The sequence below is a fragment of the Nocardioides sp. NPDC023903 genome (genome assembly GCF_040639295.1).
Classification (GTDB): domain Bacteria; phylum Actinomycetota; class Actinomycetes; order Propionibacteriales; family Nocardioidaceae; genus Nocardioides.
On sequence record NZ_JBEZZS010000005.1, the window covers coordinates 113,735 to 126,420 of the forward strand.

Annotated in this window: 10 protein-coding genes; 6 read left to right on the forward strand and 4 right to left on the reverse strand. The window is 70.8% G+C overall.

Going from position 1 to position 12,686, the window contains the following annotated elements; genetic code table 11:
* Window positions 1-15 precede the first annotated feature (15 nt).
* Window positions 16-630 carry a TetR/AcrR family transcriptional regulator gene (locus AB0F44_RS08285; protein WP_357354397.1) on the forward strand — a complete coding sequence of 205 codons (615 nt, stop codon included), beginning with the start codon at window positions 16-18 and terminating at the stop codon, window positions 628-630.
* 33 nt (window positions 631-663) lie between these two features.
* Here AB0F44_RS08285 and AB0F44_RS08290 read toward each other — a convergent pair whose 3' ends face one another.
* Window positions 664-1,611, reverse strand: coding sequence for a 1,4-dihydroxy-2-naphthoyl-CoA synthase (locus tag AB0F44_RS08290; protein ID WP_357354399.1), 948 nt, complete (start codon window positions 1,609-1,611; stop codon window positions 664-666).
* Between the two features lie 73 nt (window positions 1,612-1,684).
* On the opposite strand from AB0F44_RS08290, the gene AB0F44_RS08295 reads away from it, so the two are divergent.
* The 5 genes from AB0F44_RS08295 to AB0F44_RS08315 all read left to right on the forward strand — a co-directional run bounded on the left by AB0F44_RS08295 (window position 1,685) and on the right by AB0F44_RS08315 (window position 4,164).
* Window positions 1,685-2,065, forward strand: a complete 381-nt coding sequence (locus AB0F44_RS08295; protein ID WP_357354401.1) for a MerR family transcriptional regulator — start codon at window positions 1,685-1,687, stop codon at window positions 2,063-2,065.
* The gene (gene trxA / locus AB0F44_RS08300; RefSeq protein ID WP_357354403.1) at window positions 2,062-2,397 is read left to right on the forward strand and encodes a thioredoxin; all 336 of its coding nucleotides are present in this window, start codon (window positions 2,062-2,064) and stop codon (window positions 2,395-2,397) included. The genes AB0F44_RS08295 and trxA overlap by 4 nt, the downstream gene beginning before the upstream one ends.
* A 45-nt stretch (window positions 2,398-2,442) precedes the next feature.
* Window positions 2,443-2,892, forward strand: a complete 450-nt coding sequence (locus AB0F44_RS08305) for a nitroreductase family deazaflavin-dependent oxidoreductase (protein WP_357354405.1) — start codon at window positions 2,443-2,445, stop codon at window positions 2,890-2,892.
* A gap of 71 nt (window positions 2,893-2,963) precedes the next feature.
* Complete coding sequence (locus AB0F44_RS08310) at window positions 2,964-3,575, forward strand: amino acid-binding protein (RefSeq protein WP_355017536.1); 612 nt, start codon at window positions 2,964-2,966, stop codon at window positions 3,573-3,575.
* 7 nt (window positions 3,576-3,582) lie between these two features.
* Complete coding sequence (locus AB0F44_RS08315; RefSeq protein WP_357354407.1) at window positions 3,583-4,164, forward strand: DinB family protein; 582 nt, start codon at window positions 3,583-3,585, stop codon at window positions 4,162-4,164.
* Window positions 4,165-4,173: 9 nt separating this feature from the next.
* Here the strand turns inward: AB0F44_RS08315 and recD are convergent, their stop codons facing one another.
* From recD to recC, 3 genes are read right to left on the reverse strand one after another with little or no spacing between them, the layout of a single operon-like run.
* Window positions 4,174-5,931 (reverse strand): exodeoxyribonuclease V subunit alpha, encoded by a 1,758-nt coding sequence (recD, locus tag AB0F44_RS08320; protein WP_357354409.1) that lies wholly within the window; start codon window positions 5,929-5,931, stop codon window positions 4,174-4,176.
* Window positions 5,928-9,215: a UvrD-helicase domain-containing protein gene (locus AB0F44_RS08325; protein ID WP_357354411.1), complete on the reverse strand. Its 3,288-nt coding sequence runs from the start codon at window positions 9,213-9,215 to the stop codon at window positions 5,928-5,930. The genes recD and AB0F44_RS08325 overlap by 4 nt, the downstream gene beginning before the upstream one ends.
* Entirely contained in the window at window positions 9,215-12,601 is a 3,387-nt protein-coding gene (recC, locus tag AB0F44_RS08330) for an exodeoxyribonuclease V subunit gamma (RefSeq protein ID WP_357354413.1), read from the reverse strand. Before recC ends, AB0F44_RS08325 begins: the two co-directional genes overlap by 1 nt.
* Between the last annotated feature and the right edge of the window lie 85 nt (window positions 12,602-12,686).

A 12,686-nucleotide genomic window follows, 5' to 3' on the forward strand; every position in this document is an offset into this window, starting at 1 on the left:
TGAAAGAATGCCGGCATGCCGACCCGTGAGTACAAGCAGCGACTGCGCGCCGAGTCCGCCGCCGAAACCCGTCAGAGAATCCTGGTAGCAGTCGCCGACCGCATGCGAACGGCACCGACCGAGCCGGTCAGCATCGACCAGGTGGCACGTCTCGCGAAGGTGTCGCGATCCACGATCTATGTCGTCTTCGGCTCCCGTGCCGGCTTGTTCGAGGCCTTCGCCGAGGACCTGTGGGAGCGCACCGGCCTAGCCGACCTGTCGCAGGCGACGAAGAGCGCCGACGCGCTCGAACACCTCCGCGGAGCCATGAGGGCCGCGTGCCGGATGTTCGCCGGCGACCTCGACGTCTACCGCGTGCTCTTCACCATGGCGCGGCTGGACCCGGACGCCGTCGGCCAAGTCATCGAGAGGACGGAGTCCGACCGCAAGCACGGAATGAAGCACCTGGCCATGCGGCTGGCCGAGGACGGTCACCTCCGAGATGACGTCACGGTCGAGCAGGCACTCGACCTGCTGTGGGTGCTAGGCAGCTTCGACGCCTTCTACCTCGCGCACGTCGGACGAAACCTCTCCGTCGACGACGCGGCAGACCTGTTGTCGCTGACCGCAGAACGCACCCTCTGTGGCTGACCTGCCGGGTCTCGGCAGGTCAGACGCGCCAGATCAGTAGTACCAGGGGTAGGGCGACCAGTCGGGCTCGCGCTTCTCCAGGAACTGATCGCGGCCCTCCTGGGCCTCGTCGGTCATGTACGCCAGGCGGGTGGTCTCACCGGCGAACATCTGCTGGCCGACGAGTCCGTCGTCGAGCAGGTTGAAGGCGTACTTCAGCATCCGCTGGGCCGTGGGCGACTTGCCGTTGATCTTGCGGCCCCAGTCGAGCGCGACGTCCTCGAGCTCCGCGTGCGGGACGGCGCGGTTGACGGTGCCCATGCGTACGCCGTCCTCGGCCGAGTACTCCTCGGCGAGGAAGAAGATCTCGCGGGCGAACTTCTGGCCGACCTGGCGGGCGAGGTAGGCGGAGCCGTAGCCGCCGTCGAAGGAGCCGACGTCGGCGTCGGTCTGCTTGAAACGCCCGTGCTCGGCGCTGGCGAGCGTCAGGTCGCACACCACGTGGAGGGAGTGGCCACCGCCGGCGGTCCAGCCGGGGACGACGCAGATGACGACCTTGGGCATGAAGCGGATCAGTCGCTGGCACTCGAGGATGTGCAGCCGGGCGAGCTTGGCCTTGTCGATCGGGGTGGGCTCCTCCGCGCCGGTCCGGCCGGCGGCGTACGCCTCGGTCTCCTCGTACTGGTAGCCGGCCTTGCCGCGGATGCGCTGGTCGCCGCCGGTGCAGAAGGAGTGCTTGCCGTTCTTGACCGAGGGGCCGTTGCCGGTGAGCAGGACGCAGCCGACGTCGGCCGAGATCCGGGCGTGCTCCAGCACCCGGAGGAGCTCGTCGACGGTGTGCGGGCGGAAGGCGTTGAGTACGTCGGGGCGGTCGAAGGCGATGCGTACGGTGCCGTGCTCCTTGGCCCGGTGATAGGTCAGGTCGGTCAGATCCTCGAAGCCCTTCACCTCGTCCCAGCGGCTCGGGTCGAACGTGTCGGAGACTCCTTCGATGGCGCTCATGGCCCTGAGGTTATCCGGCGGGCCGATCACGGGCTTGACCTTGCCCCCAGGGGCAAGGTCTACGGTCGTATGCGTGCAGATCAAGGAGCTCGCGGATCAGGCCGGTGTGACGGTGAAGCCCGTGCGCTATTACGAGTCACGCGGACTGCTCGCTCCGCGGCGGGCCGGTAACGGATATCGCGACTATGCCGACGTGGATGTGCAGGTGGTGCGGGAGATCCGTGCGCTGCTCTCGCTCGGTCTCACCGCCGAAGAGACGCTGCCGTTCGTCGACTGCCTGCGGGCCGGCAACGACCGTGCCGACGTGTGCCCCGCCTCGCTCGACGCCTATCGGCAGCGCATCGCCGAGATCGACCGGCGGGTCACCGAGCTGACCGCCCTGCGCGGCGAGCTCGCGGGGTTGCTGCGCGAAGCCGAGTCCTATCGACCGAAACCAGAAGGAGAGAAGCGATGAGTCATACCGCCATGATCGAGGACATCACCGATGCCCGGTTCGTAGAGGACGTACTCATGTCCGAGACGCCGGTGCTCGTGGAGATCTGGGCAGAATGGTGCCCACCGTGCCGTCAGCTCGCACCGATCCTCGAGAAGATCGCCACGGAACGGGCCGGGAGCCTGCGCGTCGTGAAGCTCAACCAGGACGAGAACCCGGCCACCTCCGCCGACTACCGGGTCATGGCGGTGCCGACGATGCTCCTCTTCCGGGGTGGGAAGCCCGTGCTCCAGCTGGTCGGCGCGCGGCCCAAGTCGCACCTCGACCGCGAGATCGACAAGGCGCTGGCCTGATCGGGCCTCTTGGAATAGGCACCGCCCGATGGTGTTGTAGTGGGCATGACCGAACTGCAAGGTGAATATGTCCCGAGCACGGCCGACTGGGTGCGCGAGCAGGTGGCCGCGTTCGAAGCCTCCGACGGCGCCGAGGCCAACGTCCTCGAGCGTGACGGCAAGCCGATCATCCTGATCACCAACCGCGGCGCGAAGACCGGCGCGATCCGCAAGACTCCGCTGATGCGCGTCGAGCGCGACGGCCGCTACCTCGCGGTCGCCTCGATGGGCGGCAGCGACAAGAACCCCGCCTGGGTGGCCAACTTCCGCAAGTACCCCGACATGGTGCTCCAGGACGGCGGCACCAAGAAGGCGTACGTCGCTCGCGAGCTCTCCGGGGCCGAGCGCGAGGAGTGGTGGGCCTACGCAGTGAAGACCTGGCCGACGTACGGCGAATACCAGCCCAACACGTCCCGGATCTTCCCGCTCTTCCTGCTGGAGCCGGCGGGCGAATAGCTCGCCAATTGACGGGTGTGTAACCGGGACAGTGCCACGACTGTCGGTTCGCGACGCTAGGGTCTATGGCCATGCCGTTCCTGCTACGCGTCGAGCTGCCCGACATCCCGGGTTCCCTCGGTCGCCTCGCCTCCGCCATCGGTGAAGCCGGTGGCGACATCGAGGCGATCGAGATCGTCGAGAAGAACAAAGTCGACGGAAGAGCTGTCGACGATGTGCTCCTCGAGACCCAACCGGGAACGATGCCGGACTCCATCGTGTCGGCGTGCAACGAGCTCGACGGCGTGCACGTCGTCTGGATCTCCCGCTACGCCGCCGGCGGCAACCTGTTCCTCGACCTCGAGGCCGTCGAGGACCTCACCGAGAACGCCCTCGAGGCGCTCGACCGGCTCGTGGACGTGCTGCCGCTGACCTTCCGTGCCGACTGGGCGATCCGCGTCCACCGCGTCAAGGGCATCAGCCGAGCCACCGACGGCTCGCCCGAGAACGTCCCCTTCATCGAGCTCGACCGCCCCGAACGGATCGAGGTCGAGGGTGAGGACGAGAACATGTTCGCCGGCGCCCGCATCGACGGCAACGAGATCGTCATCATCGGCCGCCGCGGCGGCCCCGACTTCCTCGACTCCGAGCTGGCCCGCCTCGGCCACCTCGCCTCCCTCGCCACCTCCATCGCGCGGTCCTGACAGACCGATGGTCGCCGACGCAGATCCGAAGGAGACGCTGAAGCAGCGCCTCGACTCCGTCCGCAACGCCTTGATCGGCAAGGTCGAGGACGTCCCGGAGCGGGACGCCCGGATGCCGCGCACGCCGACCGGCACCAACCTCATCGGCATCATCAAGCACTGCCTCAACGTCGAGGCGATCTACCTCGGCGACACGTTCGAGCGGCCGTTCCCGCAGGCCGACGAGCTGATCTCGCTGGACCGCTACGAGACCGATCCGCAGGTCGACTGGTACGCGACCGAGGACGAGACCGTCGCCGGCATCATCGATCTCTACCGCCGGGTGATCGCGCACGCAAACGCGACCATCGACGCGCTCGACCTGGACGCGGTCGGCCACGTCAAGCACTGGGGCGGCACGCCCGTCACGCTGCACGAGATCGCTACGTACACCTACGGCGACATCGCGCAGCACGCCGGCCAGGCCGACATCCTCCGCGAGGGCATCGACGGCGCCGTCGGCTGGCTCTCGCGTGACGACAACGTCCCGCAGAGCGTCGACTTCCCGGCGTACGTGGCGAAGCTGACGGAGCTCGCGGAGCGCTTCTGAGGCTGCGGCTCAGTGGTGGCCGAGCCGCTGGCGGAGGCCGGAGGCGCGCTGGGCTCGGCGGGTGATCGCGGCGGTGACGGCGTCGGGCGTGCCGACGATGCGTACGCGCTCCTGCGCCCGGGTCACCGCGGTGTAGAAGAGCTCGCGGGTGAGCAGGGGCGAGTCGTCGGGTGGGAGCAGGACGGTGACGGACCTGGCCTGGCTGCCCTGAGACTTGTGGACGGTCATCGCGTGCAGGGTCTCGATGTCGCCGAGCCGTGAGGGCGCGTACGTCGCGCCGCCCGCGATCGCGACGCGGAGGTCGCCGCCGGCGTCGGTGTAGGTGACGCCGGTGTCGCCGTTGAAGAGACCGAGGCCGTAGTCGTTGGCGGTGACGAGGACCGGCCGGCCCGGATACCACTCGTGGCCCCAGCCGATGCCGAGCGGCTCACCGGTGGTCTCGGCGAGGCCGCGCTCGATCTGCCGGTTCCAGTGGGCGACTCCCCAGGGGCCGTCCCGGTGGGCGCAGAGGAGGCGCGACTCGTCGAGCATCCGTACGCAGCGCTGCGCGTCGCCCGCGAGGGCGGCCTCATGAAGGGCGGCGGCGTGAACGACCAGGCCGCGCTCGACCTCGGCCACCCGGGCCTCGTCGGCAGGGTCGACGAGCTCGACGGCGGGGTCACCGGACTTCAGCACGTCAAGCGTCGCGTCGGCGTCGCCGACCCGCAGCGCCTCGGCGAGGGCGCCGATCGCGCCACCGAAGCGATGGGTGATGCGGAGCGCGGCGACGGCGTCGGGCGAGCGCACGGCGAGTCCGGCGACGAGGTCGGAGAGGACCGCCCCGGCCTCGACGCTCGCGAGCTGGTCGGGGTCGCCGACGAGGATCAGCCGCGCCTCGGGGCGTACGGCCTCGAGGAGCCGGGCCATCATCGTCAGCGAGACCATGCTCGTCTCGTCGACGACGATCACGTCGTGCGGAAGCCGGTTGGTGCGGTGGTGCTTGAACCGCGTCGACGAGCCGGGTCGCCAACCGAGCAGCCGGTGGAGCGTCGAGGCGGTCAGACCGTGGAGCCGGGAGCGGTCGTCGGCGGTGAACTGCGGCGCTCGCTGGGCACCCTCGACCGCCTCCTGCAGCCGCGCGGCCGCCTTGCCCGTCGGGGCGGTCAACGCGACCCGCAACGGGGTCGAGGACTGCTCGGTGAGCAGCGCCAGCAGGCCGGCCACGGTGGTCGTCTTGCCGGTGCCGGGGCCGCCGGTGAGCACCGTCGTCGACTGCCGGGCGGCGGCGAGTGCGGCGGCACGCTGCTCGGCGTAGCCCTCGCCCGGGAAGAGCCGGGCCGCGGTCGCCTCCAGCAGAACCTCATCGGCCACAGGTCGCGGCGAGGCCAGCCGGGTGAGCAGGTCGTCGCGTACCTGTCCCTCTTCGCGGTGATATCGGTCCAGGTAGAGCAGGCCGTCCTCGACCTGCACCAGGGACTGCGCCGCCAGCGGGCTGTCTGCGACAGCCTCGAGCCAACCGGCTGCAGCCGGCCACGGCAGCGTCTCCTCGGTCTCCCGCAGCGCGGCCAGGTCAACGCACACCGACCCGTGCCGGACCGCGCGGACCGCCAGCGCCACCGCCAGTCGCACCTCGTCGCGCTCTTCTCCGGCGAGCGCGGCAGCTCGGGTCGCGACATGTACGTCGGCCGCGGTCAGCACGCCCTCGCGGTTGAACGACGCGAGCAGCCCGGTAGCTGACCGGGCCAGGCGTGCGTCGAAGGGGTCCTCGGACTCCCAGCGCTCGATCATGAGGCCACTCCATCCGGAAGAGTTCCGTCCAGCAGGTCGGACAGCGCGACCGCCAGGGACGCGGGCGGCTGCCAGGTGAAGACGCCGGTCGGGATGCCGTCGACGACGGGCGTGTCCGGGCCGAGCATCCCGCGCACGTAGAGGTAGAGCACGCCACCGAGATGCGTCTCGGGGTCGTACTCGGGCAGGCGCCAGCGCAGGAAGCGGTGCACCACCGCGGAGTAGAGCAGCGCCTGCAGCGGGTAGTGGGAGTGGAGCATCGCCTCGGCGAGCTTCGGCTGGGTGTAGTCCATCGCCTCGACCCCCAGGAAGTTGGTCTTGTAGTCGACCACCACGAACCGTCCGCTCGGCAGCCTCAGCACCACGTCGACCGAGCCGGTCAGGTAGCCCCGCAGCGACTGGTCGCCGAGCGGCGGAGCCTCGAGCCGGTCCGCGTACGTCACCATCGGGTCGTCCGCCGGAAGGTGCGCACGCAGGAGCGGCGCGAGGTCGCGCAGGCGTACGTCGGGATCCTCCGCCCCGCGGGTGTCACCACCCCCGAGCGGGATCTCGAAGTCGAGCTCGCGCAGCCGGTCGCGCAGCGGGATCTCGACCAGCGTCAGCCCGTCGGCCAGCGGACCGAGCGAGGTCAGGTTGAGCGGCAGGATCCCGGTCGCGAGATCCTCGGCCGAAGCCGGAACCGGCCACCAGCGCAGCTGCTCACGGGTCCTGGTCAGCACCTCTTCGCCCAGGTCAGGGGCGTCCGGGTCGGTGTGCTCCAGGACCGCGTGGACCAGCGATCCGAAGCCGGCACCCTTGGGCAGCTCGGCCATCGGCGAGAGCTGCTCCTCCTCGGCGGGGGTCTCGATGAGATCGACGTCCTCGGCGATCGGCTCGTCGTCCTTGCCCTCGACCTCCGGTTCCGAGGTCGCCGCGACGCCCTCGTCGACGCGGATGAGCCCCGAGTAGGACGTACGCCGCCACTCGGCGTCGACTTCCCGGGTGAACGGCCGCGCGGCGAGCTTGCCGGGCGACGCTTCTCGGACCGGCGGCGCTGTTGTCACCGGCACCGCTTCTTCGGCCACCGGACCGCCGTGGCGCGCAACGTTGCTCAGCAGGCTTGCCGCGTCCTCATCGCTCGGCACTGCGACGTTGTCAGGAACCGCTGCTTGGCCAGGACCTCGCCCGAACAGCAGCCGATGCAGTCCGCCGGTGGCCGTGTTGGCCGTCGGCGCCCACCACGCGACGACCTGGGACTGCGCCCGGGTCAGCGCGACGTACAGATCTCGAAGCTCCTCCCCCAGCTCCTCGGCCTGGTGACGCGCCAGATGCACGGCCCATTGCGCACCGGTCCGGGCGACGTCGATCGTCCGCTGTCCCGAAGCGTCGTGGAACCGGGCCACCTCGGGGTCTCGCACGAAGAAGTCGTAGGCGAAGGGCAGGTAGACGATCGGGTACTCCAGGCCCTTCGACCCGTGCACCGTCACGATCTGCACCGCCGCGGCGTCCGAGTCGAGCCGCCGCGGCCGCTCGGCGGCAGCCGAACGCCGCCGCTCGTCGCGGAACCAGGCCAGCAGCGCCGGCAGCCCGAGCGAGTCGCGCACGGAGATGTCGTGGAGCAGCTGCCCCAGATGACGTACGTCGGTGAGCAGCCGATCCCCGTCGGTGCGCCGCAGCACGCGCGCGGTGAGCCCGCGCTCCTCCGCCGCCTCGATCAGGGCGGCGACACCTCGGCCACGCAGCAGCAGCGCCCAGCCGCGCAGCGTGTCGGCGATGCGCGAGGTCAGCGCCTCGCCACCCGCGTCGAGCTCGGTCGCGGTGTAGCCGAAGAACACGCTCAGCCCGGCTGCCCGCACCAGCGGCGTCCGGTGAGGCGAGTCGAGCGCCTGCAGCAGCGCGAGCCAGTCCTCGCCGGCGGGAGTCAGGAAGACGTCGCCACCGCCGGCCATCACCGCCGGGATGCCGTGCTCCTGCAGGGTTCGCTGCACCAGGAGTCCGTGGGTGCGCACCGCGACGATGACCGCGATGTCGCCGGCCTGGACCGGGCGGTCGCACCAGGTGGCACCCGAGCCGAGCAGCTCGGCGATGTCCCCAGCGAGGTCCCGGGCGATGTGGGTGCGCGCGTCACCGGCGGTGATCATCTTGCCGCGGGTGAGCTTGAAGCCCCGGCGTCCGACCCGACGGATCCGGAACGGCGACGGGTTCGGCGCCCCGACCAGCCGGGAGCCGGCGTGATGAGCCCCGACGTCGTGAACGACGATCTCCGGAGACCCCAGCGCCGCACCCCGCATCACGACCTGGAGCCGCTCGACCAGCGGGGCGTCGCTGCGCCAGTTGGTGCCGAGCGTGGCCTGTGTCTGAGCGGTTCTGGCGGCTTCCAGATAGGTGAAGACGTCACCGCCGCGGAAGGCGTAGATCGCCTGCTTCGGGTCACCGATGAGCACGAGGGTGGCGTGGCCCTCGAAGGCCCGGGAGAGCACTTGCCACTGCACCGGGTCGGTGTCCTGGAACTCGTCGACCAGGACGATCCGCCATCGCTGTCGCATCCGCGCCCGTGCCGGCGCCGAGGTGTCCTCGAGCGCGATCGCGAGCCGGGAGAGCAGGTCGTCGTAGGACAGGACGCCGCGCATCTGCTTGCGCCGGTCGACCTCGTCCCGAACCGCCTCGGCGAACCGCACCCGCGCACCTGCGACCGGGTCCTCCGCCGGCGCCGGGGCCAGCACCGACTGCGGGTCCTCGACCGCCGTGCGCGCCAGCCCCAGCGCGTCGTCGCGGTCGAACGGCGGGCGCTCCCGGGCCTCGCCGAACCACTTCAGATAGAGGTCGTCGACGACCTCCACGACCAGTTCGTCGAGCGACTCGACCAGCTCAGCACCGGCGTCGGTGTCGCCGGCCACCCCCAGCGAGCGCAGCACGAGCTGGCAGAACTGGTGGGTCGTCGCGATCGTCGCCCCGTCGAACGAGGCGAGCGCGTCGCGCACGCGCTGGTGGCGTACCCGGATCTCTTCCTCGGACACGTCCAGCAGGAGCTCGAGATGGGGGTCGAGCGGGTTCGGACGCCCACCGCGGACAGCCTCTGCGAGTGCCCGCTCGGCGTCGAGCAGGCTTTTCCGCACCCGGTCGCGCAGCTCCTGGGAGGCGGCGCGACCGAAGGTGATCGCCAGGATCTCGTCGAGCGTCGCCTCGCCCTCTACGACGTAGCGGGTGACCAGGGCGCCGATGGTGAAGGTCTTCCCGGTGCCGGCCGAGGCCTCGATCAGCGTGGTTCCGGTGGGGAGGGGCCCGGTCAGGTTGAATCCGTCCATCACCAGCTCCCCTGCTCCGCCGTGAGCAACGGCGACCACACGCGCATCGCGAGCGCTCCGAAGCGGGTCGTCTCCCCGTCGAACTCCTCGCCGGCCTCCGGCGGGTCCCCCAGGCCAGGGATCCCGGACCCCTTGCCCCAAGCCCTCACCTGCTCCACATCGGACTCCTCGCCCTCGAACCGTCCGTCGTTCCACTCCCAGCCGGCCTTGTAGAGCGCGTCGTCGATGCCGGCCTGGGTCCGCCGCTGGCGTGCGTAGGTGAGCGAGGTCTTCAGCGGCAGCGGCAGCGGCGCGGAGAGCCCCCGGTCGCGCAGCCGCACCAGGTCACGCAGCACGTCGACCGCGGTGTGGTCGAGCGGCCCGAGCTGGGAGAGCCCGTACGGCGTACGCGACCGGGAGTTGCCCGGACGACCCAGCGTCCAGGCGCTCCAGGCCCGGTCCTCGTCGGAGGCGGCCAGCGCGACCAGCTGCACCCACGACTCGATCCGCTGCTTGGCGCCCAGGCGGGAGTACGTCACCGGAGCGAGCCGGTCGCCGTAGACCTGTGGGACGGTGCCGGTCAGCCGCCGCCCGTCGCCGAGATCGACCTCGACGTCGACGGCTCGCGCCTGTCCGGTGGAGATGCCCGCCTGCCGCACCCGCAGCGCCTCGGCGGCGATCGGCTTCGCCTTGGTGATCACGTCGGTGAGGATGCGCCAGCCGAGCCACTTCGGAGGAAGTACGCCGCGGCGCCACTCCTGCTGGGTCGCCTGCTCCTCCGACATCCCGGCGAGCAGATCGTGGAGCAGCCGGTCGCCCACCGACCACTGGCCCAGGCCATCGAGCTCGACCGGCAGACCGTCGGAGAGCGGGTCGTCATCACGCGGCAGCGCCAGGTCCAGCCGGTCGCGGAAGAACGCGCGCACCGGTGAACGGTAGAAGGCCAGCAGCTCCTCGAGCGTCAGGTCTCCGGCTCGGGTCGGCGCCAGCGGGTCGGGCAGGAACTCCGGCGGCTCGACGCGGTCGGACACCGCGGCGAGAGCGCCGGCCTCGGCGGCCTTGTCGAAGGAGAAGGGGTGCCCGTCGACCAGCGCCCCGGGAGTCAGGTTGCGCGGGTCGAACGGCTGCAGCGGATGCCTGGTCGTCACGACCTCCTTGACCGGCCTCCCGTCAGCGGAGACGGCGGTCGCGTCCAGCGTGTCCAGCAGCTCCCCCAGCGGAACCGCGGGCGGCCGCGGCTGGCCGGAATACTCGTTGGCGCCCGTGTAGGTCACCACCAGCGTCTCGGTCGCCGCCAGCAACGCGTCGAGGAACAGCTGACGGTCCTCGCTGCGCAAGTCGCGCTCACCGGTCTGCGGGTCGCGGGCCAGCAGATCGTCGCCGTCGGTGATCCCGACCCTCGGGAACACCCCGTCGTCCATGCCGAGCAGGCAGACCACGCGATGGGGCACCGACCGCATCGGCACCAGCGTCGACACGGTCAGCGTGCCGGTGCGGAAGTTGGCGCGCGTCGCCCGCCCGGCCAGCCGCGCCCCCAACAACGCCCGCACGTCGGGCAGTCGCAGCTCATCGACCTCATGCCCCGCGGCAGCGTCCCGCACCCGGGACAGCTCCCTGGTCACCTGGCCCGACTGCCACTCGTCGTTGGTCGAGACCGACGTCAGCGCGGCGACACCCTCCTCGATGACCTTCAGCCAGTGCTTCAGCGGATGCACCCCGGCCAGCTCGTCGGTCACGTTCTGGAGCCGATCGACGAGCTCGGCGAACCTCCCGGCCAGCTCGACCGACCCGCTCCCGACATCGTCGAGCGGCAGCGTCGTATCGAGCCAGGTCGCCGAGTCCTCGGACATCGCGACCCCGGTGAGGATCCGGTCCATCCCGAAGCGCCAGGTGTTGGCGACGTACGTCTCCAGCCCGAAGGGCTCGCGGTGCTCCGCGTCGAATCCCCACCTGATCCCGGCGTCCTTGGCCCAGTCCTCGAACTGCTCCAGGGCGTCGTCATTGAGCCCGAACCGGCGCCGCACCGGATCGAGATGAGCAAGATCGAGTACTTCGCTCACCCCCGCCCGTCCCCCGGCCAGGTCGAGCAGCCGGGTGGCCACGTCCAGCAGCGGGTTCGTACGCGTCAACGACCGGTCCGCCAGCTTCACCCGCAGCCGGTGAGCGGGGTGCCCGGTCTCGCCGGTCATCTCACCGAGCCCGAACCCGGCCTCGATCAGCGGCGCGAAGGTCTCGATGTCGGGGCACATCACCAGTACGTCCCGCGGCTCCAGCGTCGGGTCGTCCTCGAGCAGCCCCAGCAGCACCTCGCGCAGCACCTCCACCTGGCGCGCCTCGCCGTGGCAGGCGTGCACCTGGATCGAGCGGTCCCCGGGCTCGATCACCCTTCCGCCGCTCTCCCCAACTGTGTTGCCCCGGATGTCCTCCTGCAACCACGAGAGCAGCCCGCCGCCGGTTGAGTCGCGAGCGCCAGCGAGCGTGTCGAAACCAACACAGTCGCTCTCAGAAGCGAGCGCCGAGAGCCCCCGCTGCAGCTCCCGCGTATCCCGCCCCAGCGTCGCCAGCAACGGATGCCCGACCTCGTCGTGCGACCGATCCGCCGTACGCGCGACCGTCCCGTCCAGCCCGGCTAGTGCCTCCCAGAGAGCCTCGGAGGGATGCGGCAGCCACAGGTGCACCTCCCGGTGCTCCCCCAGCGCCGCGACGAGCTCGATGTCGGTCACCGAGAGCCGGGTGTGCCCGAACAACGAGACCCGCTCCGGCAGCTCGAACTCCCGGGGCTTCTCCTTCAGCCGCTCGACCGTCGCCAACTGCCGCTCCACCGGCGTCGGCCCACCGACCAGCCCGGCAACGGCCCGCCACAACGGCGGCTGCCACGCCAGATCCTCGGCGATCTTCGCTCCGAGCCCGTCCGTGTCCAGCCCCGCACTCCAGTCGGCGACCACCGCCGGCCGCTGGTCCGCGTACGCAGCGAACAACCGCGCCAGCCGCCGAGCCAGCGCCAGCCGCCGCCCGCGCCGACGTACGCCTTCCTCCGTCGCATCCCCGTGCCCCAGATGCATCGCGAGCGCCTTGGCCCAGGGCTCGTCCAGCGATGCGTCGATCGCCGCCAGCACCGGCCAGGTCAGCGACTCCGGCGCCCAGGGATCCTCATCCCCCGTGCCCGCGACCTCCGCGAACAGCGACCAGGGGGACCGGAAGTCGACCCCTGCACAGATCCCGTCCGCGCGCCCGTCAGCAGCCCCCAGCCGATGCGAGAGCCGCTGCGACAACCACCGCTCCACCCCTCGCGCCGGCACCACCACGACCTCCGTCGCGAACGGATCTGCCAGCGGCACCGACAACAGCTCGCCGAGCGAGTCGGCGAGCAGATCGGTCCGCGGCGCGCGGTGCAGATGTACGACCACAGACCGCAACCTATCGGGAGGTACCGACAGGGGACGTCAGGACTCCAACGAGCCAGCCAGGTCCTCGCATGCTGTGTTCCAGGCC